Source organism: Parabacteroides sp. AF39-10AC, assembly GCF_003635405.1.
Classification (GTDB): domain Bacteria; phylum Bacteroidota; class Bacteroidia; order Bacteroidales; family Tannerellaceae; genus Parabacteroides; species Parabacteroides distasonis.
Genome location: NZ_QTLP01000018.1, coordinates 1 through 24,712 on the forward strand (window position 1 = coordinate 1; position 24,712 = coordinate 24,712).

At 42.8% G+C, this 24,712-nt stretch carries 18 protein-coding genes and 1 tRNA gene; 9 read left to right on the forward strand and 10 right to left on the reverse strand.

What is annotated here, in order from left to right; all coding sequences use genetic code 11:
* Nucleotides 1–589: 589 nt before the first annotated feature.
* Nucleotides 590–677: transfer RNA gene (locus DW033_RS15895), tRNA-Ser, on the forward strand.
* An 80-nt stretch (nucleotides 678–757) separates the two neighbouring features.
* Here the strand turns inward: DW033_RS15895 and DW033_RS15900 are convergent.
* Nucleotides 758–1,633: a DMT family transporter gene (locus DW033_RS15900; protein WP_005858170.1), complete on the reverse strand. Its 876-nt coding sequence runs from the start codon at nucleotides 1,631–1,633 to the stop codon at nucleotides 758–760.
* Between the two features lie 158 nt (nucleotides 1,634–1,791).
* Here DW033_RS15900 and DW033_RS15905 point away from each other — a divergent pair, with 158 nt between their 5' ends.
* Both DW033_RS15905 and DW033_RS15910 read left to right on the forward strand, forming a co-directional pair.
* A complete protein-coding gene (locus DW033_RS15905; protein ID WP_034532297.1) occupies nucleotides 1,792–3,141 on the forward strand; it encodes an MATE family efflux transporter in 1,350 nt (449 codons plus the stop codon).
* On the forward strand, nucleotides 3,138–3,728 hold the full coding sequence (locus tag DW033_RS15910) for a Crp/Fnr family transcriptional regulator (protein WP_048927774.1): 591 nt from the start codon (nucleotides 3,138–3,140) through the stop codon (nucleotides 3,726–3,728). The genes DW033_RS15905 and DW033_RS15910 overlap by 4 nt, the downstream gene beginning before the upstream one ends.
* Nucleotides 3,729–3,735: 7 nt before the next feature.
* Here DW033_RS15910 and DW033_RS15915 read toward each other — a convergent pair whose 3' ends face one another.
* From DW033_RS15915 to DW033_RS15945, 7 genes are all read right to left on the reverse strand, one after another.
* Nucleotides 3,736–4,716, reverse strand: a complete 981-nt coding sequence (locus tag DW033_RS15915) for a FimB/Mfa2 family fimbrial subunit (RefSeq protein WP_048927773.1) — start codon at nucleotides 4,714–4,716, stop codon at nucleotides 3,736–3,738.
* A 116-nt stretch (nucleotides 4,717–4,832) separates the two neighbouring features.
* Nucleotides 4,833–6,509, reverse strand: coding sequence for an Mfa1 family fimbria major subunit (locus DW033_RS15920; protein WP_199712374.1), 1,677 nt, complete (start codon nucleotides 6,507–6,509; stop codon nucleotides 4,833–4,835).
* A gap of 61 nt (nucleotides 6,510–6,570) precedes the next feature.
* A complete protein-coding gene (locus DW033_RS15925) occupies nucleotides 6,571–8,379 on the reverse strand; it encodes a hypothetical protein (protein WP_048927771.1) in 1,809 nt (602 codons plus the stop codon).
* Nucleotides 8,376–11,162: a fimbrial protein gene (locus DW033_RS15930; protein WP_005866256.1), complete on the reverse strand. Its 2,787-nt coding sequence runs from the start codon at nucleotides 11,160–11,162 to the stop codon at nucleotides 8,376–8,378. Before DW033_RS15930 ends, DW033_RS15925 begins: the two co-directional genes overlap by 4 nt.
* Nucleotides 11,163–11,500: 338 nt before the next feature.
* A complete protein-coding gene (locus tag DW033_RS15935; RefSeq protein ID WP_008774203.1) occupies nucleotides 11,501–12,460 on the reverse strand; it encodes a hypothetical protein in 960 nt (319 codons plus the stop codon).
* Between the two features lie 237 nt (nucleotides 12,461–12,697).
* Entirely contained in the window at nucleotides 12,698–13,657 is a 960-nt protein-coding gene (locus DW033_RS15940) for a hypothetical protein (RefSeq protein ID WP_122382935.1), read from the reverse strand.
* Nucleotides 13,658–13,744: 87 nt separating this feature from the next.
* Nucleotides 13,745–14,389 (reverse strand): Crp/Fnr family transcriptional regulator, encoded by a 645-nt coding sequence (locus tag DW033_RS15945; RefSeq protein ID WP_005866248.1) that lies wholly within the window; start codon nucleotides 14,387–14,389, stop codon nucleotides 13,745–13,747.
* Between the two features lie 114 nt (nucleotides 14,390–14,503).
* Between DW033_RS15945 and hcp the strand changes: the two genes are divergently transcribed.
* Genes hcp through DW033_RS15965 form a run of 4 tightly spaced genes read left to right on the forward strand, consistent with a single transcriptional unit; the run spans nucleotide 14,504 to nucleotide 18,635 of the window.
* A complete protein-coding gene (gene hcp, locus DW033_RS15950) occupies nucleotides 14,504–16,150 on the forward strand; it encodes a hydroxylamine reductase (protein WP_036610443.1) in 1,647 nt (548 codons plus the stop codon).
* Between the two features lie 55 nt (nucleotides 16,151–16,205).
* Complete coding sequence (locus DW033_RS15955) at nucleotides 16,206–17,063, forward strand: pyridoxamine kinase (protein WP_005866243.1); 858 nt, start codon at nucleotides 16,206–16,208, stop codon at nucleotides 17,061–17,063.
* A gap of 49 nt (nucleotides 17,064–17,112) precedes the next feature.
* A complete protein-coding gene (locus tag DW033_RS15960; RefSeq protein ID WP_122144145.1) occupies nucleotides 17,113–18,060 on the forward strand; it encodes a ketopantoate reductase family protein in 948 nt (315 codons plus the stop codon).
* A gap of 2 nt (nucleotides 18,061–18,062) precedes the next feature.
* Nucleotides 18,063–18,635, forward strand: a complete 573-nt coding sequence (locus DW033_RS15965; RefSeq protein WP_121962605.1) for a DNA-3-methyladenine glycosylase I — start codon at nucleotides 18,063–18,065, stop codon at nucleotides 18,633–18,635.
* Between the two features lie 55 nt (nucleotides 18,636–18,690).
* Here the strand turns inward: DW033_RS15965 and DW033_RS15970 are convergent, their stop codons facing one another.
* Complete coding sequence (locus tag DW033_RS15970) at nucleotides 18,691–19,668, reverse strand: type I phosphomannose isomerase catalytic subunit (RefSeq protein WP_005866237.1); 978 nt, start codon at nucleotides 19,666–19,668, stop codon at nucleotides 18,691–18,693.
* Nucleotides 19,669–19,690: 22 nt separating this feature from the next.
* The gene (locus tag DW033_RS15975) at nucleotides 19,691–21,709 is read right to left on the reverse strand and encodes an alpha amylase C-terminal domain-containing protein (protein WP_022192727.1); all 2,019 of its coding nucleotides are present in this window, start codon (nucleotides 21,707–21,709) and stop codon (nucleotides 19,691–19,693) included.
* A gap of 98 nt (nucleotides 21,710–21,807) precedes the next feature.
* Between DW033_RS15975 and DW033_RS15980 the strand changes: the two genes are divergently transcribed.
* Both DW033_RS15980 and DW033_RS15985 read left to right on the forward strand, forming a co-directional pair.
* Entirely contained in the window at nucleotides 21,808–24,096 is a 2,289-nt protein-coding gene (locus DW033_RS15980) for a cation:proton antiporter (protein ID WP_122382927.1), read from the forward strand.
* A gap of 29 nt (nucleotides 24,097–24,125) precedes the next feature.
* The gene (locus DW033_RS15985) at nucleotides 24,126–24,710 is read left to right on the forward strand and encodes a nitroreductase family protein (protein WP_008779572.1); all 585 of its coding nucleotides are present in this window, start codon (nucleotides 24,126–24,128) and stop codon (nucleotides 24,708–24,710) included.
* Nucleotides 24,711–24,712: the final 2 nt, after the last annotated feature.

Sequence of the window (24,712 nt, forward strand, 5' to 3'; positions counted from 1 at the left end):
AATTCGAGAGAAAAAAACAGCAATTCTCTGTTTGATAGCTGTTTGCTGAAAAATGGCCTTTCGTTCCAGCCGAAATAATTCACCCTAGTTCATGTTTTACGGTCGTAAGGCGGTAAAAATGCCCAACGCTACCGCATCTGAGGGCCGATGCCTATATATGTGTAGGCTTACGCCACTATATGTGTAGCTTGACGCGACTATATGTGTGGGTTGACACTGCTATATGTGTGAGTTGATACAGCTATATGTGTAGGTTGATACGTATATATTCGTTAAAAAGCGACGTTTATCGTGTTAAAAAGCGGTTGTGGCAGCTTGTTCGCGCTCCCCGTTTACGCTCGTTGGCTTTTATAGCCAGAGAGCCGTGTCGTGAAAAAGAAGGCATTTCAATCAAAAAGATACCATTCATCGCGTTAAGCTGACATCCGCGATTCTTGTTTTATCCCTTTGAATTAACTCTGTTCCCAATAAATATCGGGTGAGCCAAGTAATCGCATCCAGACATTGCATCTCTATGTAAATTCGCAAGCGAAACTCTTGCATAATCAAAAAAAATCAATACCTTTGCACCCGGTTTCAACAAGACCTTGGAGAGATGCTCGAGTGGTTGAAGAGGCACGCCTGGAAAGCGTGTAAACCCCTAAAGGGTTTCGCGGGTTCGAATCCCGCTCTCTCCGCAGAACTAACCAGACAATGAACAGTTAAGTCCCACAAATCCAACGATTTGTGGGACTTTTTAGATTTTTTGTTACCTACACTAAATCTTCTTGTTTGATCGAATAACACTTAGTGTTTGTAAGATGACAGACAATATTATTACCCCTAGCCCTATATAAAAAGCGGCGTTCAACTCTTTAGCCTCACTAAAAAGAAGCATAGCCAAGATAATGCTATAAATAGGTTCCAGATTATAACTCAAGTTTACCGTGAACGCAGAGATCTTTTTCAGGACTTGTATCTGAAGTAAATACAAACCAATCGTACAAACAGAAGCTAAAAGCAATAAATAAGTAAAATCTAATAGCCCGGGAACAATCGTCGATACAGGAAAATATCGCAAATAGAACGGTAAAATACAGGAAAGCCCGATAAAGCCACCTACCATTTCATACAAGAGCATGGTACTTGTTGAATAATTATTTCCGATCTTCTTATTCGTGATCGTGAACAAAGCCGCTAAAGCGGATGATATAATACCCAAACCTATTCCTAAACGATAGCGAGTATCAAAATGGAAAATCAGCACCACCCCGAATAAAGTCAACAAACTAAAAACAACCTCCTTGAAAGACACTCTATGACAATTAATCAATGGTTCTAGAAAAGCCGTAAAGAAACCTACCAGAGAAAAACAAACCACTCCAATAGACACATTCGAAGCCTTTATACTTCCATAAAAGAAAACCCAATGCAATCCCAGCAATAACCCTACTCCCCCTATTCTCAAGGCATCCCCGAAAGAAATTCGATTCAATCTTTTGCCGACGGATAAAACGAGTAAAAACAACAAAGACGCAAGCATCATACGATACCAGACCAATAGGGCTTCATTCAAGCTAATCAATTTTCCAAATATGCCCGTCGCACCTGCCAAAATAATAGATATATGCAGTTTTATAAATGCGTCTTTCATTATGTCACTATAATATTTAATTATGGACAAATGTACAAAGGAAATATAAGCTATCGAATTCAAACTTGATAAATACTCCGTTTTTTACCCTAATGGTAACTTTTTTCTAAATGGAGAAGCCTACTTTTGTGCCGCAAAAATAAAAAGAAAAGAAACTGATGATGCAAGACAGTATTGATTTTGGAACAATGAACATTCCGAAGTTGTTCCGTATGATGTTTATCCCTACCTTATTAGGTATGGTCCTTTCCGCCACTATTAATATCGCCGATGGAATATTCGTAGGAAGAGGCGTAGGAAGTGACGCCTTGGCTGCGGTAAATATCGTGGCTCCTTTTTTCATGTTAGCAACCGGAATCGGGCTTATGTTCGGAGTAGGCGCATCTATCGTCGCCTCGATCCACCTTTCACACCAGAAAGTCAAGGTAGCGAATATTAATATCACGCAAGCGCTTTCGGTCTCATTATGTATTATGTTATCGCTTTCCTTGTTAGTGATGACATTCCGTGCTGAGGTCGCTCTTTTATTGGGTAGTTCCGAACAATTATTGCCCTCCGTATTGGAATATATGAACTGGATCGCCCCGTTCCTTGCCTTTTACATGTTATTGAATATCGGGTTATTCATTATCCGGTTAGACGGATCACCTACATACGCCATGTTATGCAGCGCTATCCCGGCCCTGATAAACCTAACATTAGACTATATTTTCGTTTTCCCATTGCATTGGGGATTAATGGGAGCCGCTTTAGCTTCCGCTATTTCCGTAATCGTAGGAAGTATTATGATCGTGGTTTATATCGTAGGTTTTTCTAAAGTATTACATCTTTACCGCCCTAAATTCTCGCTTAAAAGTATCTTATTGACAATCCGCAATATCGGATACATGGTAAAGCTTGGTTCTTCCGCGTTCTTAACTGAGGCAGCTATCGCTTGTATGATGCTGGTGGGTAATTATATATTCATGAGATACCTTGGGGAAGACGGGGTTGCCGCCTATAGTGTAGCCTGTTATTGCTTTCCTATCGTATTCATGGTGAACAATGCGATCGCCCAGTCTACCCAGCCGATCATAAGCTACAACTATGGCATACAGCAGTGGAAAAGAGTACGGCAGGCGTTTAAGTTAGCCCTGCTATGCGCTGTCGTGTGCGGAGGACTCGCCTGCGTGGGTACTATTTTATTCTGCCCGGAAGTCTCCTCCTTATTTCTCGGTAATCATGGCAACGCTTACGAGATAGCGGTCTCCGGCATTCCCTATTTTTCTTTGGGATATGTCTTTTTCGCTCTCAATATCGTTTGTATCGGGTACTACCAGAGCATAGAACGTTTCAAACCCGCTACGCTATTCACTATTCTACGAGGAATCGTGATTATCACCCTAAGTTTCATGTACCTACCTGTTGTCTGCGGAATTAAAGGTATTTGGCTGGCCATACCTTTGTCGGAATTAATTACTTTTGTAATCATAGTGGTATACTATCTATTGAAACGTAGAAGAGCATGAAAGAGGAAGTTCGCCAGAAAGTGATGGAACGGTTTTCAATCTCTGAGCAGGCCATGCAGTTATTGCTGGAAAGCGCAGAGATGATGTCGTTTGTCCCCAAAGATATAATCGTACATGAAGGTGAGATAAACACGAATATGTATATCTTATCCAAGGGAATCTGGCGGGCTTATACATTTAATGATGGGACGGAAGATACCTTTTGGTTCGCCGTGGAGAGCGAGATCGCACTCCCGGTATGGGGATATACTTCCGGCTCTCCTTCTCTTTATACCATAGAAGCCGTTACGGAAAGCGAGGCGTATTGCCTATCCAAACAGAAACTAGAAATCCTATTTCAATCCTCCGTGCAATTAGCAAATATCGGAAGAAGGATTCTAGAGAATTTTATGCTTGAGATCGAGACTTCATGGTTAAGTTCTTACAAACGAACCGCCATTGAACGTTACGCCATTCTATTGGACAAGCAGCCCGAAATCATCCAATCCGTCCCCCTAAAATATATAGCATCTTATCTAGGTGTCACGGCTCAATCCTTAAGTAGAATCCGAGCGAAGTTAGCTAGTTCCTTAACCTTTATCGTGTAAAGCCCCTTCATATCCCCTCGGACTGGAGATACCATGTCCAGCCATTTATATTTACCTGTACGGCATTCCATGTATTATCAGCAAAGAAAAAGATAATCTTATATCTATCTTGGCGATCCAGATATTCTTGTACATCCATATTATTTCCCTCCATACTAGTCAAGGCTAAAAAATCTGTCAAATTAATATTGAATACCTTTTTGCCAGTAGACTTCTCCGTTACGACAAAACGTGTCGGCCGATCTTCCATCAGCCGCATCGTGTTCAACTCGACAGCTGCCGCCGATGATGACTTTTGTTCCATATAATAAGGTCGGAAACTTAACACATCATCCTCCAATAACGAGTTGTCATAGGCCAGATGGCCATTCGACTCGATGATCTCATATTCATAATCATTCATGTTCACATTCCAATTATCTCCGGAGGTAGCCCGGATATAACTATCGGAATAACCTTGAAAAACAAACCGTATCTTATTCGTATCTTTTATCAGATCAATCGTCTCAGTCTGATGGCTGGTCCCTGTAAAATCAACGTCACTGATATAACCATACCAAAGAGGCTCCAGTTCTTTACTGATGATGAGAGACTCCTCACGTTTCAGCCTTAACCTCATATCAGTAATCGTATTCTCTCCCCTAGGCGTATAAATATCGTAGGAGTCACGTGCGCCGGCCCAAGCCAGAAATTGGTATTCTCCTATCGGAAGCTTTACCTCCATTTGGTAATTGCCTGTCGCCAACGCTTCACCTTCCTCTACTTGACTGAACAGAAACTTTCCGTCTTTGTCAAATACATAAAGCTCCACTTTATCCACCTGCGTATGGAACGCATCCGTGAAAAGCATATTATAGTCGTACTTAAACTTGACAAATAAACGACATTCGGGAAGATCCTCATGAAACATATCGCAAGAGGTCAATATCCACGGACAGATAATAAGGATTCCCCAAATTGTATAACGTATAAGACGGTTCTGTTTCATATTTTTCTATTTTTCTAATTAATCCTTACTCTAATTAAAGGGAGTTCCCAGAAGGAAAAAACACTGTTTGGAAACTCCCCTTTTCTAACCTGCGATACCTAACTAATAACCTAAAATCATAAGATCTCCTCTTGGCTATACCAAGTCCACGGGTTCACGTTAATCTGGATAGACAACCATGTCTCATCATTCTCATCTGGCGTATCTGGGTCCGGATCCGGAATAGTAGGATAACCCGGATTATTAAATCCCTTGATATTAATATCATAAACGGAATTACGCACAACCCCAAACTCTCCAAACTCATTCATCGCCTTATCCGAGTCATCATGTTTAATCATGATCTTGTAATAACTTACACCACCATCATAATAAAAGACCGTACCATAACTACCCGCCCCTTTATTCTCTACGGCAAGCCTTGCGTCTACAAATTTCTGTTTAAGTGCCGCAGCCTGCGTTTCTGCGCTTTGACCGGATTGCTTAAATTCATCTCCGGTTGGAATAGTAACCTCCTTGGAGGAATCCACGTATTTTACATACCGGTTGAAGGCTGTTGATATAGAGGTTGGATAACCGTCAGGGTTCCCATCCTTATATTTCTTTGTCAACTCATTTTCTATCCAGTCCATCAAGGTATCATATGTATAGCTTACGCCATTTACGATCATCCAAGACTCACTCTCTCCCACATCAACCGTACCGCCATCTAACTTTTTCAGTTTCTTCGGCGCGAAGTTCGCTTGTAAAAGGACTTGGGTCGTATAAGCATGGTTGTTATACTCTTTTTCTTGTGTATTCTCCAGACAATATTCAGTAACGGGATTAGATGCTGAACTTATCTCATTCCAAGATATGGCAGATGCGTTCGTCGAAGCAGACACAAAATTGTAATTATTCGTATACGCCACTTGATTCGCCTCGTTCCACTCACCGATATTCGTATTGTTGTAATTCGGGTCTACCCGGTATGAACCGATCTCATACCTATCGAATGGAGTGACACAAGTACTGCGAGCATCCGGAGTATTGGCAGGATCTTCATTCCAAGTCTTAATCCTCCTCGATACAGGATAATACCATTTATTAGTAACGTTCAGAATCCATTTCGGGCTATAGATCGATGCCGTGCTATTATCCATAGCGCCATCGCTGGTATATACACGTACTTTAGCGACAACACGATCTATATAAATCGCTAGCGGATTCTTTACCGCGACATCTTGGCTCTTATAAAGAGTTAAGTTTATCGTATTTCCCGAGTTATCCGAAGGTTCCAGATGACCTTTTGAGTTTGTCATCAAAAATGTTCCTGTTTTCGCGACACTCGTTGTTATCGACTCATCCTTCACCGCCTTGTTCACATCCACGAAACTAGAGCCTTCCCCGACGCTGGAGAAACCGGCACCCGGATTCGCGATAATCAGTATTGTCTTAGAAGTAGCCGGAATCTGAAAAGCCTTACTGCTACTGCTTGCGCCGGAAGATGTCAAATCACCGGAGCCGGTACTTAGGTCTATCACTTTTGTAACTAGACTCGCATCTTGATCGCCATCGAAGAAAATCGCTTTAACATCCTCAATCTCATATTCGCCTGTTATCGCATTCTCTTGATTAGGGATATTCAATCCACGGGTAACGGCGGCGGGAGTCTTAATATTCAAAGCCACCCACGCATCGCCCGAAGGATCGGTTACTACATCGCTATTCCCATCCGAAATAGCATGGTCATCACTACACGCAGCAAACACTAGCGTCGCAAGCGCAAACATAAAAAGTCTTTTCTTTTTCATTTTACAACAATTAAACTGTTTCTAACTAAACACTTATCACTTTTTATCTCTTAGTCATCTTTTAATCCGTCACGACCGTTTGGGATAATTGACTAATATTTAACTTTATACGTTGTACAGAATTAGTATTCGAGGATACACCGGGATCTTTTATAGTAGTCAGGTATATAATGCCACTTCTCTGTTTGGACATTGTATTCCCCAAGACTTCAATATAAATTGTCCCATCATCAACCGTGATCTTATCCGTGTCCTCCCGTACAGCGCCGACGGAAGGACGCAGCTTTATCCAGCTCTTAGGATCATCCGCCCCATCTTCCACATATGCGGAAAGACAATAGTAGTTCATATCGAAACTATCGCTGCTATCCGCAGCCGGCATATATTTAATTGTCACTCCAGCCGCCGGTATAGCATATCTTTGCCTAATACGCACCGTCTTTTCGAGAGTCCCCAATTTCAGCGTGATATACGCATGATCTAACAAGCCATTCGATATTTGAGCTTCCACAGCCGTGATATTCGGATCTGATGTCGTATCATCCACGATCGGTATTCTCGCTCCATTAGATGGGTTTACCAGCAAGGGTACCCCAATGCCGACCTCGTTTCCATTATCACTAATCCGGCAGGCATTCGGAAAACGAGTCCGGCAATCCGTAATCAATTTAAAAACCTCAAAATTGGCACCCTCACTCGTATAGGCGATAAATACCGAATTACTGACTCCCAGAAAGAAATCGTTGTTCGCTACAACTTCGTATGAGTCTCTATTATCAACTGAGATCTCATAATCCAGAGCTGTGTTGGAAGGTTTAGAGGCTTTTGCATCTTCTACCGTATCATAGCCGGGACCTTTTGCCGTAACAATAGTGAATTGATAAGAATGATTACGTTGTAAATCCATTAACTGGACATCCTTATTGACGATCGCCATTTTATAGAAATAATCCCGTCCCCCATACGCACCTTGAATAATCAAGTGTGTATTATTCCGCATATCAGACTCATATAAATAGACTGGATCATTCTCAGTACTCTCCCCCCCATCTATGAAATCTGCCTGAACCAATAAGGATGAATAAGCAGCATCATTCCTGTATTCAGTCAAATTAGAGGTATTATCCCTAATGAGACCATCCAGCGTATGAAACGGTCCTTGCCTAGGTACATTCATAACCGCCACAACTCCCTTTAGCTCAAAGTTCGTCGCCTTATTGACAATTACCATTTTAGCGATCGCCCGGGTAAGCATCAAGGGCGTTCCGTCCGTATTCTCGATCTTTGTTGTATGATCTATCTTATCTACTTCCAGTAAATAACTCATCGGGATCACTTGCCCGTTACCACTATAAGGAATGACAGAAACCGAAGGTACCGCCAATGGAGCCGTCAGCATATTCGTACAGAAATCAGCCAATGTCGTCAAACCTTGCATCAATTGGGCAGAAAATCCAGTTTCATCGAATCCATATTCCGTAACCGCATCCCCATAATAAAATCTATCGGGTGAATTAGCCAATATCAATAACTGATATTTACTGTCATTCGATTGTTTAGTCAATATCACATATCTTTTTCCCGCTAATTCAAAGGCTTGCACGGCTTCCACAAAAGTAGCGTTAGGCCCTTCTCCTTTGAAAACAAACATCCATGGGTTCTTACCCACCGTACCCTCATCCATAAGTCCTTTTGTTGACGGGAGATGGTACGAATTAGCACGGGCGAAAATCTCCAGCTGTACTTTTTCAGAAAAGACTTCTTCCTCTCCTACCTGTTCAGACAAAGCAAATTCATGCTCACAGCCAGATAGCATTAATAGGGATAACAGAGCCCAAAAACCGATCATATGCATACTAATTATTCTCATTCTTTCACGCAACGAATTGTAAAACCAAATTGATGACTCGAAGACTTGGGAGTTGTCGCTAAATAATTATACTCTATCCCCCAAATATTACCGTGAGCAGAACCTTTCTCTTCTCCACTTGACGTATCAGTCCACCCCGGAGCCGCTGAAGAAGACCAATAATACCCTGTCTCACTCGCATATTCCAAACTACCATCCGTATGCCATCTTCGGCCTGCGGCCGGAAAGAAAATAGAGGCGTTATTGTCCGGATTAAATATCAAGACACCCCCATAAGCCGCTTCCGTCGTATCTAAAGACACTCCTTTATACTTACTGACCTTCCCCGAACCTCTTTCTATGCCATCGATCATATCTCTTTCCACGATAGGACGCCTGTCGAAAAAACCATCCGCATAGAATCCGTACTTGATCTCTTCCAGAATCTTAGGGATATATTTCTCCGGTTTATTCTGTGGATCAATCGGTTTTTCAGCCGTCACCCAATTTCCATCCCCTTTCATTGGATTACGGAATAACGACATTCTTATCTCGGATTTATATACATCATTATAGGTATAACTATTCAACACAATCCTATCCAAGGGACCGTCGCTTGGACGATGATAACCCGGGGGACAGATCTCGTAATAATCTTTCAGTTTATCCCCGCTCGTAGCATCCCAAAAAGTGGGAGTCTCAATACGTCTTATCGGCCATTCCGATAACTCCCACGTAGCACTCTTATTATTCACGTTGGTAGGGTGATACGCACGAAGTGCTAAAGAAGCATATGCTACCGGTAATCCCCATTGAAAATGAGCGCCGGCTTGAGTCGGATACTTAACAAAATCAACTTGATCAGTGCTTTTATCTATCTGCCTCCATTCATCCTTTGTATCAACATCATTTAAGAATGACCGAGCTGTCAAATTGTACGCACTAAATTTTACACCTAAATCCGGCCCCTCGTTTGTACCCCTCCGCATTATATAATCAGGAGCCTCTCCTTGGCGGACATATAAATCAGTTTCGTAAGTCGTCCCATTTTCCGTATAAGAAAGCTTTACGACACCATATCTAGGCACTCCTTTTCTAGGATTCTTGCTCTTCAATCCTATCCGGAAGTAAACACGTCCTCTTCCTTGTACAAAACTGCCTGTCTCACCTTTCTGTGAATTAGGAATAACCGGATAGTCTTCCGGATCTCCCGGAGAACCTGTTCCAACGTTAGGATCAAAGCTAGGTGTCGAGCTTATCACTATAAAATCCTGATATTCGGTTGGAACTTCCACACGCCACTGATACCAATAACTCCACTTGTTCCCACTAATTATCCTTTCTCCACTTTCATCATCCTTATAGAAAGCCCCTACATAAGGGTTAGACCATAGATGATTCGTTGAATTAATATCAAACGGATAACGATTTCCATATTGACTGACCTTTACGGTTATCGTTCTACGAATAGCGTTCTTCCCCGAGAAATCTTCCGCAGCCATCAATGTAATCTCATAGGTTTCCTTACCTATAATATAGTTTGGCAAATCAAGTAAGATATCCATATAGCCCGCTCCAGTACTCGGATCATACGAAATCCTCTCATCAGCGTTCGGCTGCCACTCTTGACTCGACAAAGCGTTAAACACCTCATTCGTTTCCTTATAAGTGTTTGTACTTAGCACTTTTACTTTATCAAAAATCCTCACAACCGGCATATTGGACGAGAAAGAGATTCGTGCCCCGTTAAAATCGGTAATATCGACCTCTGTATGTGACACATTTAGCACTCTATTACCAGATATATTCCAATCATTTGCTATTGAATCCCAATCCGATGCCTGTATATTCATCTCCAAGGGTTGTTTAATGATCCCGGTAAGATCTAGCTTCGTATTTTTAGGTAAGTTATAATCAACCGGCTCTGAGTTTATTTTCAACTCACAGGAGGGATTATAGCTATCCTCCATATCTACCGTAAAAACCACCGCATTTGCCGGATCGTTCTTTCTCTCCAACTCATTAGAGGGCAAAATAATACGAGTGATCTTCCGAGCCCAATTCATTCCGGGAATATTTGGAGTAACAGAGGAGAAATAATCACCATCTTCTCTCAATGTAAAATTACGTGTTACATTCCTCTCAATAGTAGAGCCACTATATTGAGCTGTCAATGGGATCAAATTAGGGATACCACTAAATATAACTCCATTAAAAATATCATCGAAATTATCTGCCGCCTCCAAAACAACATCTACTCGAACTCCCAGACGATTAAGGGCCAGTTGTAATAAAGAAACCGTTGTCCCATCACTCAATTTAGCCCCTTTACCTTTTGGTAAAACCTCTACGTTATTTATTTCCTGCATCATTGGGATCGATTTCTCCGAAGAAAAAGAGCTTGCGGGATAAGCGATAAGATTCAAATCGTCATAACGTGAAAGAGTGTTCAGTTTATTGGCTATAACGTTATCCGTCGGTTCATTCGCCAAAAATACGAAATCATAATTCCCAGCTACGATTGGATGCCGGATGATATTTTCTATCCATTGATTCTTACTATAGTGAATATTAGATATGCATGCTCCCGTTGTCTTATTGAAAGCCAAAACACGAAGCGTATTCACGTCGTAGTCCTCTTCGCTACCCGAATGAGTCGTATTTTGAGAATCTATATTCCTAATAGAAATATAGGCTCCTTCCACATTACCGCTAATCATTGTCTCATCCGTACATGAGAAAAGGATTATCAATAACAAGACTGCCACGAAACCTTTATATATTTTACACTCTTCCACTATCATAAAAATTGCTCTAATGTTATAATGCAAATATCACGATATAAAAAGTCACAATAAACTAAATATGCACCCAATAATGACAATATGAATCACAGTTTACATCTAATTATGCAATTATTTTTCAGGCCGTTACAGTTTCCAGAAAAACAAGATCAAAAGGCTCTATTTTTCTATTATACGCAAGACTCTTATCAAACAGTTCCGATTATCGAAACAAATCACATTAATAAGAATCCACGAAAAAGCCCTTAAACGAAAGATCGCTTAAAGGCTCAATAAACATCCCTTATAATATTCATTTATGTAGAAATTAGGTCCGTTATATTTCGTCTTATCTATAATTATAATATATCAATAACCGATCTCTGTCTTTTTATAAAATCGATACGTTGTGCCTCTCCACTTTCGGATATTAGGATAGAATGGCGTTTCAATGCCTGAATCCAATCTCGTTGCATTTTACAAATCTGCGGACTTTGGGAGTCCATAGAATTGATTGAATAAACTCGTAGCATACTAATTTGGAAATCCAGCTTCTCTATATAAGTATAGGTTGCCTCAAAATCAATGCTTGATAAGTAGAAAAACACCTTATGGCCCTCACTGAACTCTCCTGTGATAGATAAAGCCTCCATATGAGTAAGTAATTGATAAAGTTCCTCTTTCAAGCACAGAACATCCTCTTTCGATATCAAATTCAGGCAAGCAAAGTATTGGACCTCTTTCACGAAAGAAACAAAAATATTCATATCCCAGATAAAACTGGTTTTCGGACAATTCTTTACGCTATAACTTAATTTTTTATGTACATTTATAATTCGTTCTTCCACCACCATCCCATATAGAGAATTTGGAGTCTTTATCTGTCCATGATGATATAACCAGCGGCAAAGACGGAACTTAGACAGATATTCAAAAGAGGAATAAAGCGTAAAAGGCAAAACATTCGATGCCGTACAAACCTCCGTACTCTTATCTCCTTTCACATAGTCAAATATCCGTAAGTAACGATCAATAATCTCATAATAACTTTCTATCGCATTGGCAGACCGGAGCAAGTTCATATCGAAAGTCACTCTATTATGCAAGTGATTTCCTATGATCTGATCTATGGAGATCCCCAACTTATAGGAAATTTGCGCAACCTCATCAATCGTAAAAGCGACCTCTCCCCGAAGCCTGCGGTACACCGCCTCTCTCCCGATACATAAAGTATCCGTCAAGAAATTAGCAAGATTTTGTCCGGGAGGAAGCCTATCTTTCATTGCGGTTATCAATTCATTTACAATACTATCTTTCATTGCCTTATACCTTATTTCCAACTATTAATATTCCTTGATACATTTGGCAAATGTAAAACATGTAAACGATAGTTTTGTACGATAAAGCAAGCCTATGAGAATTGTTCCTTTTCTAATTAAAGCAAATACAGACAGAAAAAGATAGAAAACGAAATTAAACTAAAAAAGCACCTATAAATTTCGAATCGCGCAATCGGAAGATCTAGGTTGTTTCATTTATCGAAACAAGTTCAAACTCTAAAGCGTATTTATAATCTCCCTTTGTCTATTGAAAAACTGGATACGTTGCATCTCTCCACTCTCGGAGATCATGGTAGAGAACTTTTTTAAAGATTGAATCCAGTCTTTCAAGCTATTAAACATCTCAGAATCCTGTGTCGTAATAGAATTTATCGAGTAAACCCGTATCATACTTAACTGCAAAGAACTTGTTTCCAGATAACTATACGTAGCCTCAAAGTTAATATGCGATACATAAATTCGTACACTATTGCCAGCCTCGGTCTTTCCTCTCATGGCAAGTTCTTCCAATTCATCCACCAACACTAATAACTCCTCTTTGATACGTTGTATATCCCCACAGGAAATAAGATGGATATCGGAGAAATATTTAATGTCATTGACCAAATGATGGAAGATCATATTATCCCAAATATAATCCGTAGAATGGATATACTGTGTCAACGATACAAATTCTCTTTGGGTATCAACCAGTTTTTCCGGTATCTTCAGATTCTCAAAATGATTGCATTGGATATGCTTATTCTGATACATCCACTTAAATAAACGAAACTTTGACAAAAGGTCATGCTTCAAATAAAGGGTCTGAGGAATAGTATTGGAAGAGGTACCCAAAGCCGTAGTAGGATCATCCTGAAAGGCCCTAAAGATCTTCACATATCTAGACAAGATCGTAAAATAAGCATTAAAAGGATCATCGTGATCTACCACATTCAAGTCGAACACGGCATTGGCACTAAAACTAACCCCTACTATTTTATCCAATGACACACCCAATTTCCTTGAGATAAGAGCTGCCTCTTCCAAGGTGAAAGGAACCTCGCCACGTAAGCGCCTATAAATGGCTTCTCTGCCAATATAAAGGGTATCCATCAACAGATTCGCCAAATTTGTCTTAGGGGGAAGTTTTTCTTTTAAAGCTTCAATCAAGCCTGTATTTAATTCATTTATCATCATAACCATGTCGAATGAAAAATCATCTACTCTAGTAACATATATAGAGAGGAAGTTGTTTCGAGAACAAGTACATTCGTAGATGGATTTTCAAAGCACGTAGCTTTTCAGCTTATTCATATCAACTATTTTCCCTTCCCGGGAAATAGCCCCTTCCTCTATCATTTCCGAGAAACTACGGGCCAATGAAGGACGGGCCACTCCAAAATATTCCGAAAGCTCTGTTTGATTACGATCCTGCTTATAATGATCTCCTTGAATACGTTTAAGTATATAGTAAGCCAGTTTACCTTTAATGGTCTTAATCGATAATAATTGAAGACGTTCAGAAAGAAATTGTGTCCGGTTGGCGTTAAAAGCCATATAGCTTTGAAGAAAATGCTCGTTTGTCGCCAGCAAACGCATCACCGCATTCTTAGGTATTAAAATGATCTCGCATTCCTCTAAGGCGATAACATCTACCGGGAAGCGATTATTTTCCGCAAACAAAAATGCGGAGGCCAAAGGAGTAGGCGCCGATAAAGTCTCCACTTCCAGAATTGTCCCGCTTTCGGTGATCATCTCAGTCTTTACCCGTCCTTTACTCAATAGATAAAGCGAAGATAAGGCATCTCCCTGACGAGCCACCCAGTCACCTTTCTTAAACGACCTTGTCGAATAATCCAACGAACTGAAAAGAGCGGTTTGCTCTTCCTCAGACAATTTTCCGCAAATAGGACACAAACTCAGATTCATAAAACTTCCTTTTGCGGATAAAGATAAAGAAAATAATCAAAGAGTGTAACAACTGTTACAGGTTAAACGATCTTCTATCCCCTACATTCGCGATAAACTTATAAAATAAAAGCTATGTTCTGTTATCAATGTCAAGAAACCGCCCAAGGAAAGGGCTGTATATTAAAAGGTGTATGTGGTAAGACCGCCGAAGTGGCCGGATTACAAGATTTACTGATGTACTTAATGAAGGGAATCTCCAAACTAACAACGACTTTACGCAAGCGAGGCGTGGAATCAGCCACGGCCAATAAGTTCATCGTCGACGGACTTTTCATGACCATCACAAACGCCAATTTCGATTCATCCAGATTCGTCTCAAAGATCAAAGAAGCCTATCAGCTACGGGAGAACCTTCTCGACGAGCTACATCGACAGGGAATCCATCCATCCTTAACCTGCGATTGTCTGACTTGGAAATCGGACAAAGTAGAGGAAATGGAGGTCAAATCGAAAGAAGTAGGTATTCTCGCCACAGAAAACAAGGATATCCGCTCTCTACGAGAATTACTCACTTATGGGGTAAAAGGTATGGCTGCCTACGTGGAACACGCTTACAATCTAGGCTTCGAGGATACCAGCCTCTATGCCTTTATCCAAGACGCCTTGGTCGCAACGACTCAATCGGACCTGACCGTCGCCGATTTAACCCGATGGGTACTCACCTGCGGCGAATACGGAGTAAAAGCCATGGCCTTATTAGATAAAGCGAATACTTCCACCTATGGCAACCCGGAAATTACGAAAGTGAATATCGGCGTAGGAAAGAACCCGGGTATACTTATCAGTGGGCACGACTTGAGAGACATTCAAGACTTGCTGGAACAAACCGAAGGTACAGGCATAGATGTCTATACACATAGCGAGATGCTTCCTGCACATTATTACCCGGCTTTCAAGAAGTATAAGCATTTTGTAGGAAACTACGGTAGCGCCTGGTGGAAACAAACATCTGATTTCGAGACATTCAACGGAGTTATCCTGTTTACGACCAACTGCCTTGTCCCTCCCCGTTCTTCCGCCACTTATGCCGATCGGGTCTATACGACCGGCTCTACCGGGTTCGAAGGATTCCCACATATCGCCGATCGTAAGCCCGGAGGCTCTAAGGATTTCTCTGCGTTAATCGAACACGCAAAGAAATGCGCCCCTCCAACGGAAATCGAACACGGAGAAATCATCGGTGGATTCGCTCATGAGCAGGTATTCCAATTAGCCGACAAGGTTATCGATGCCGTAAAATCAGGAGCGATACGTAAATTCTTTGTCATGGCAGGTTGCGACGGAAGAATGAAGAGCCGTAGCTACTATACCGAATTCGCCGAGAAATTACCGAAAGATACCGTCATATTAACCGCCGGTTGTGCCAAATATCGTTACAACAAACTGCCTTTGGGGGAGATCAGAGGTATTCCACGGGTATTAGATGCCGGACAATGTAATGACAGTTACTCATTGGTGATGATCGCCCTCAAGTTAAAAGAGATCTTCGGGCTGGATGATGTCAATGAATTACCTATCGCATACAATATCGCATGGTACGAGCAAAAAGCGGTAATCGTATTACTCGCCCTACTCTACCTAGGCGTAAAAAACATTCACTTAGGACCGACATTGCCAGCGTTCTTGTCGCCGAATGTAGCCAAAGTATTGGTCGATAATTTCGGGATCGCCGGAATAGGTAGCGTGGACGAAGACATGGAACTATTTCTAGGAAAGTAAAATAAACCTTTCCCGATCCGCTCTTGTTTTCCTATCACATTTTAATCGATTCAAGATGAATAAGGAACAACAAAAAAGAGTAGCCGCCATTCATGACCTATCGGGATTTGGCAAATGTTCATTGACAGTTGCCCTCCCGATCCTCTCGGCGGCAGGAATAGAGACAAGCGCCTTACCTACGGCCATACTTTCTACACACACAGGAGGTATTCTCGGCTATACTTATAGAGACTTGACGGAAGATATGCGTCCGTTCATGAAGCATTGGAAAGAATTGGATATCCGTTTCGACGCCGTCTACAGCGGCTTTCTTGGATCTTTCGAGCAATTAGATATCGTAAAAGAGTTCTTCTCCCTTTTCAAGCGGGAAGATAACCTGATTCTAGTCGATCCTGTCATGGGCGATAACGGAGAACTATACAAGATATTCACCCCTAAATTCGCCAAAGGAATGAGATCCCTTTGTGAAAAAGCGGACATTATCGTACCGAACCTGACGGAGGCCGCATTATTGTTGGGCGAACCCTACCAAGCAGGTCCCTATACCAAAGCTTATATCGATGGTATTTTACATAAACTAAGTCAGCTAGGCCCTAAGCAAGTTGTCTTGACCGGTGTCTATTTCGACGAGAAAGAACTGGGAGCCGCCACTTTCGATATGGAACGAAATGCGACAGAGTATGTTTTAACAGAGAAAATACCCGGTTATTATCATGGTACGGGAGATGTTTTCGCAAGTGCTTTACTGTCCGGTTTGTTAAATAATTTCAACTTGGAGAGATCTGCGGAAATAGCCGTTCGCTTCACGACAGAAAGTATTCTTCGAACATTCAAGGCGCAAACGGATTATCGCTTTGGCGTGAACTTCGAACAATCCATTCCGGATTTACTAAAAGAACTGAAACTGATATAAATGAGAGCCTTTTTTTTCTCATATTTGCAAATAAAAGGAATATAATAGTATGGCTAAATTAAGAATAGCGTTTTCTGGTATCGGTGCGGTGGGTGGTTATTACGGAGGTATGGTCGCCGCCCGCTATCAAGGAACAATAAAAGCAGATATCTTTTTTATCGCCCGTGGAGAAAATCTAAAGGCTATCCGTGAAAACGGTTTACAAATGCAACTAGGCATCCGGACAATCCATACGGCTCCGGCACTAGCCACCGATAATCCCGCCGAGATAGGGCCGGTAGACTACCTTTTCTGTTGTACAAAAAGTTACGATCTAGAAGAAAACATCCAGCAGCTAAAGCCTGTTATCGGACCTGAGACCGTTATCATCCCCTTGCTAAACGGATTGGATATCGAAGAACGAATCCATAATATACTACCCGAACAAGAGGTCTGGAAAGGATGTGTTTACATCGGTTCTCGCTTGACAGAGCCGGGTGTTGTCGAGAAATTCTCCTTGAAAGAACGTATTTTCTTCGGCAACAAAGATGCAAACAAAGATAAGCAAACCGAGTTGCTTAAATTACTTATGTATGCCCGGTTAAACGCTTTTAATCCAGCGGATATAGACCTACGCATCTGGAAGAAATTCTTCATGATCTCTACGGCGGCTACGGCTACGAGTTTCTTCAACCAGCCCATTGATGAAGTACTAGCCCAACATATCGACCTGTTCATCGCTTTGGGTACGGAATTAAAAAGCGTAGCAGAGGCTATGGGAGTCCGTTTACCCGATGACATCGTCTATACTTCCATCGAGACGCAAAAGATGATGCCGGCCGGCTCCACGACTTCCATGCATAGTGATTTTCTCGCCGGGAAAAAAACAGAGTTGGAAACATTGACAGGATATGTAATTCGTCAAGCGGAGAAGCTCGGCGTTGATGTCCCTACTTATCGATTTATGTATAACGGATTGTCTTTTTATCCCTATCCGAAGAAAACAGAAATATCATAATTATGCAAGATATAATAAACGGGCGTTGTGGTTGGTGCGGAACTGACGAGTTGTATATGAGATACCATGATCAAGAGTGGGGAAAGTTGGTGACTGACGATAAAACACTGTTTGAGTTTCTTGTGCTGGAAAGTTCTCAAGCCGGGTTAAGTTGGATAACTATCCTTAGGAAGCGTGAGGGATATCGCAAGGCATTTTGTGATTTTGATATCGAAAGAGTGGCGCAAATGACCGATGAAGATGTTGAACGGTTGATGCAGTTTGAGGGAATTGTGAAAAACCGTCAGAAAATTAAATCGACAATCACAAACGCAAGGCAGTTTCTCTCCATACAGAAAGAGTTCGGTAGCTTTTATAATTACACTCTATCATTCTTTCCTAACCAAAAACCGATTATCAACACCTTTCAGTCATTGAGTGAGATTCCGGTATCATCTCCCGAATCCGAAGCCATGAGCAAAGATATGAAGAAACGAGGATTCAAATTCTTCGGAGCCACAATTTGTTACGCCCACCTACAGGCTTCGGGATTTATCAACGATCATCTGATGGACTGCGTTTGCCGAAAAAGATAATAAAAAAGGCGGAAACAGCATGTTCCCGCCTTCATTATTATTTTAGTGAGTGATCTTATTGACCGATATAAGTCTCCATGAACTTAGCGCCCGGAGCCGGAGAGATGGTTATTACCTCCGTATCCGCAGGGATCAAGACAGTTTGACCTTGGTGAACAAAGATCTCGTTTCCTTTATTATCACGGATGGAAGCCTTGCCTGCCATACAGATGTAAACGACAAAAGAATCCAGTTCCGAGAAATTACGAACCATAATCGTATCCAGATCCAAAAGGTTTGTCGTGAAATATTTACAGTCCGCCAACTCTACCGTGGCATTCGTATGACCTTTGTAGTGAGTACGGTAATCCGGATACAACGTATAATCGATAGCGTCTTTCGCCAATTCCGTATGCAGCTCACGGCCATTACCGTTCACATCTTTACGGTTGTAATCGTAAATACGATACGTGATATTACTGGTCTGCTGGATCTCGGCGATAAAACAACCCGCTCCGATCGCATGCACACGTCCCGCCGGCAAGAAGAATACATCGCCTTCATTTACGTCGTAACGTTGAAGCACATCCATGATCGTATTGTTCTCCACACGTTTCACATATTCCTCAGCGTCGATTTGCTCAGAGAAACCGGAATACAGGCCAGCGCCTTTCTCTGCCTTGATCACATACCACATCTCCGTCTTACCGAAAGAGTTGTGGCGTTTTTTCGCCAGCTCATCGTCCGGGTGAACTTGAATGGATAAATTATCACGGGCATCGATAAACTTGATAAGCAAGGGGAAAGTCGTCCCGAATCTCTCCATCACCTTCTCTCCCAGCAATTCCTTGCCATAAGAGCGGATCAACTCATCCAAAGACTTACCTTCCAACTCGCCATTATCGACGATTGAATAATTTCCCTCAACATGAGAAAGCTCCCAGCTCTCGCCTACACCATTCTCAACCGGAGTAATACCCTTAAACGGGCAGATATCTGAACCGCCCCAAATCACCTTCTTGAGGATCGGCTTAAATGTAAATGGATATAACATAACGTGTTTTGTGTATAGAGTTTTACTTTTTGACCTTCACTTTCCTTAATACGACGGCGCTACGTGCCGGGATATAAAGTTTCAGCCATTCTTTCTTTTCTTTCTTATATAACGGATCAAATTGCGTGAAATGCCTTATGGTATCATCAGCCAAGCCAAACCCCCCGAAACGGGTAGCGTCGGTGTTCAATACGACCTCATATTCTCCCTTCGGAACTAAGAAACCGTAATCCGTGAACGATTTCGTCGGGCTAAAGTTGAACACAAAAACCAAGTCTTTACGCATATAAGCCAATATCTGATCGCCATCATTATCCCAAACCTTCTGGATAGGGGTATCTTGGAAATTCTTCACATCCCCGATCAATTCCAACATCTCACGGTCGAAATCGCCCAAGAAATGGTACTTCAAATCCAAGTTGTCCACCAAATCCCATTGGCGGCGAGCGTATTTATAAGACCATCCATTGCCCTCCCTCGGGAAGTCGATCCATTCCGGATGCCCGAACTCATTTCCCATAAAGTTCAGATAACCGCCATTAATAGTAGAAGCCGTAACCAAACGGATCATCTTATGCAAGGCGATACCTCTATCTACCATGAAATTATGGTCATCTTTTTGCATATGCCAATACATATCGGCGTCGATCAAGCGGAAGATGATCGTCTTATCACCCACCAAGGCTTGATCGTGGCTCTCGGCATAACTGATCGTCTTCTCATCGGCACGACGGTTCGTCGTCTCCCACCAGATCGAAGACGGATGCCAATCCTCATCCTTCTTTTCCTTGATCGTCTTGATCCAATAATCCGGGATGTTCATGGCCATGCGATAATCAAAGCCATAACCACCATCCTCTATCTTAGCTGCCAAGCCTGGCATGCCACTCACCTCCTCAGCGATCGTTATAGCGCCCGGATTCACCTCATGGATCAATTTATTGGCCAAGGTTAGATAAGCGATAGCGTCGCCATCTTGGTGGCCATTAAAATAATCGCCGTAATTACAGAAAGCCTCGCCCAAGCCATGGCTGTAGTAAAGCATGGAGGTCACGCCGTCGAAACGGAAACCATCGAACTTATACTCCTCCAGCCAGAACTTACAATTCGACAATAAGAAATGAAGTACCTCGTTCTTTCCATAATTGAAGCACAGGGAATCCCATGCCGGATGCTCACGGCGTTCGCCACTCAGGAAATATTGGTCATACGAACCGTCAAAGCGGCCTAATCCCTCCACCTCGTTCTTTACGGCGTGGCTATGTACGATGTCCATGATCACGGCGAGCCCCATCCCGTGCGCCTCGTCAATCAGTTGTTTCAACTCGTCCGGCGTACCGAAACGGGAAGAGGCGGCGAAGAAGCTACTTACGTGATAGCCGAACGATCCATAATAAGGATGTTCTTGTATAGCCATGATCTGAATGGCGTTATAACCATCCTTCGCTACACGAGGCAATATATTTTGACGGAATTCATTATACGTCCCCACCTTCTCCTCGTTGGTGCTCATACCGATATGGCACTCGTAAATCAAAAGGGGAGACTTCTTAGGTTTGAATCGTTTATTCTTGAATTTATAAGGTTTCTCCGGGTTCCATACTTGAGCGCTGAATATCTTAGATTGCTCATCTTGCACCACCCGGCGAGTCCATGCGGGAATACGTTCTCCGCTACCGCCGTCCCACTCGACCAGCAACTTAAACAAGTCCTCATGATACATCTGCGCATCGGTCAAAGCGATCTCCCATACGCCATTCGCCTTACGTTTAAGCTTGTATTTATTATCTTTCTGCCATCCGTTGAATGTTCCAATCAAATAAATAGCGGTAGCATTCGGCGCCCATTCACGGAACACCCAGCCTTTCGTGGTTTTGTGTAACCCAAAATAAAGATATCCGGAAGCCATCTCGGATAAGGTTAGTTTACCATTATTCGTCAGGCTCTTTTCTTTATCAATCACGTATTGATACCGGCCTTCTATAGCCGCCTCATAAGGGGCCAGCCACGGGTCATTTTTTATCAGATTTAGAGACTCCATGATTTATTATAATTTGGTTCTCGGCAAAGATAAAAGAAAAAAACATACCCATTGATAATATTAGGATATTTCTTATATTCGCGGTAAACCGTACAAAGATGAGCAAAGGAACAAAAAGTATAGCCTTTTACCTAATGATGATCCTCATTTTCGGTTCGCTGATGTACTTTATCGCCAAAGAAGGGGAAAGTCAGCAACTGGAAAATTCGATTGCGTCCATCCAAAACGCACCTAGTAATTTAGAAGAGGGATTTACCATATTTACTCAATTATTAGTACATAATATCGAGTCTTCCATAGGAATTCTGCTTTTACAAATCATCACGATATTGCTTACGTGCCGTTTGTTCGGTTGGTTATTCCAGAAGATCGGGCAACCCACCGTCATCGGCGAGATCGTTGCCGGAATCGTGCTAGGGCCGTCCGTATTAGGCAATTTATTCCCGGAGGCTTCCGCCTTCCTTTTCCCTGTGGAATCGTTGGTGAATATAAATATGCTGAGTCAATTCGGACTTATACTCTTTATGTTCGCTATCGGGATGGAACTTAATATCTCCGAGGTAAGGAAAAAGCTGAAAGAGACGATCTTAATCAGTCATACCAGTACGATCGTCCCCTTCTTTTTCGGTATGTTGACCGCCTATTTCGTGTACGACAAATATGCGGATAAGAGTACGCCTTTCCTCTCTTTCGCCTTGTTTATAGGTATCGCCATGAGTATTACCGCCTTTCCCGTATTGGCACGTATTATCCAAGAGAAAGGACTTACCAAGACACATTTGGGTACCATCTCGTTGGCAAGCGCAGCGAATGGGGATATCACCGCATGGTGCTTGCTAGCGGTTGTCATAGCGATCGCACAAGCGGGTTCGATGCTAAGTGCCGTTTACAACATCTTATTCTCGGTCCTTTACATAGTGTTTATGTTTTTGGCGGTGCGGCCATTCCTGCGGATGATCGGACATATCTACCACAACAAGGAGGTAATCGACAAGGGGCTGGTCGCTTTCATCTTCTTGCTATTGATCACCTCGGCTTATCTGACAGAGATATTGGGATTGCATGCCTTATTCGGCGCTTTTATCGCAGGGGTGGTGATGCCGGGAAATGTCAAATTCCGCAAGATCATGACCGAGAAAGTAGAGGATGTATCCCTTGCGCTATTTCTTCCCTTATTCTTCGTATCTACCGGATTACGTACGGAAATAGGTCTTCTAAACAAGCCTGAGTTATGGTGGCTATGCCTTATCTTCATAGTCGTGGCCATCGCGGGAAAGTTTGGGGGAGCGATGTTCTCCGCCCGATTCGTGGGTGAGAGCTGGAAGGATAGCCTATACATAGGGGCGCTCATGAACACCCGCGGGTTGATGGAGCTGGTCGTATTGACGATCGGGTACGAGATGGGGATATTGACACCTTCCGTATTCGTGATCTTAGTGCTAATGACGCTGGTCACCACCTTTATGACAACACCGTTGGTCTCATTCATCAAATTCTGTTACCGGGCGCATGACAAGTTGATGGAGCAAAAAGAGAGAATGCCATTAGAGGGGATATTCAAGGTACTGTTGTCCTTCGGACGAGCCGGAAATGGACAGATCATGCTGGACGTAGCCCACCAGATGTTTGCCCAAGGCAAAAACAAGCTGGAGCTGACGGCACTGCACTTAACGGTTGGCTCGGACGTAAACCCGCTACACACGGATAATTTCGAGGAAGTCAGCTTCGGCCCGATCCTTTACGGGGCCAAGAAGCTGGGCATTCAGATACAGACCCGCTACGAGGTATCGAACAACGCCGGAGTGGATATTTGTAGCATCGTAAACAATGAGGGGTACGATTTCCTTCTGGTCGGTTCCGGGATATCGATGAGCAACACACCAGACGATATAGCGGCAAGCCACTACCGGGCCTCTTTCTACAACCGTTATTTCAAACGCTTCAAAGCTCCGGAATCCTGGTTTTATCCGGGTGCCTTATTGAAAGACAAGACGAAGATGTTTATCGAGCAAAGCAATTGCCCGGTAGGTGTATTCGTGAACCGGAATTTTGTCAAGGCATCGAACGTGATCGTGATCATCGACTCCGAGGAGGATTTATTCCTGTTGGGATACGCCCAGACCTTATTGAAGTCTACACACGGCTCGGCCAGCGTACTTGATAAATCCAGCAGCACGACCCCGGGGAACGAGGTGATCAAGGAAGGAATCCTGCGATTCACGGAAGACGTGAAGCAGACCACGCTTCTACGAGAGAAAGACCTTACGCCCCAGTCTTTCAACGGCTTCAACTTCATGCTGATCAGTTATAAGACATGGAACGATGTCTCCGAGCACCGGAAAGAAGCCTTGCAGAAGATGCCTTCTACGTTGATATTAAGTAAATAATCCGTTATAAACCATATAAACCCGTCTTTATGAGAATCTGTCTTTTCTTCTTGATCACCGTTTTCCTCATGGCCTGCTCCTCTACGGGGAACCAGCGGCAGGAACCGGAAAACCAGACCTTGGAAACGATACTCAATCGCAAAAGCGTACGTAAGTATAAGGATCGCCCGGTAGAAAAGGAAAAGATAGACAAACTGATACGAGCCGGAATGGCCGCCCCCTCCTCCCGTGACAGGCGACCTTGGGAATTCATTATCGTAACCGACCGGAAAGCCTTGGACACAATGGCCGAAGGTCTCCCCTTCGCCCGGATGCTGAAAGAGACAAGGCAAGCGATCGTCGTTTGCGGCGATACGATCAAATCCTCCAACGCTTGGTTTCTGGATTGTTCCGCCGCCTCGCAAAACCTGTTACTTGCCGCCGAATCCATGGGATTGGGAGCTGTATGGACGGCTGTTTACCCCTATCCGGACCGGATTGAGATCGTCCGGAAAGAGCTTAGGCTACCGGATCATATCATGCCGTTGAACGTCATACCTGTGGGATACCCCATGCAGAAAGAGACTCCCAAAAACAAATACAACGTCCAACAGATCCATCACAATGGCTGGTAAAG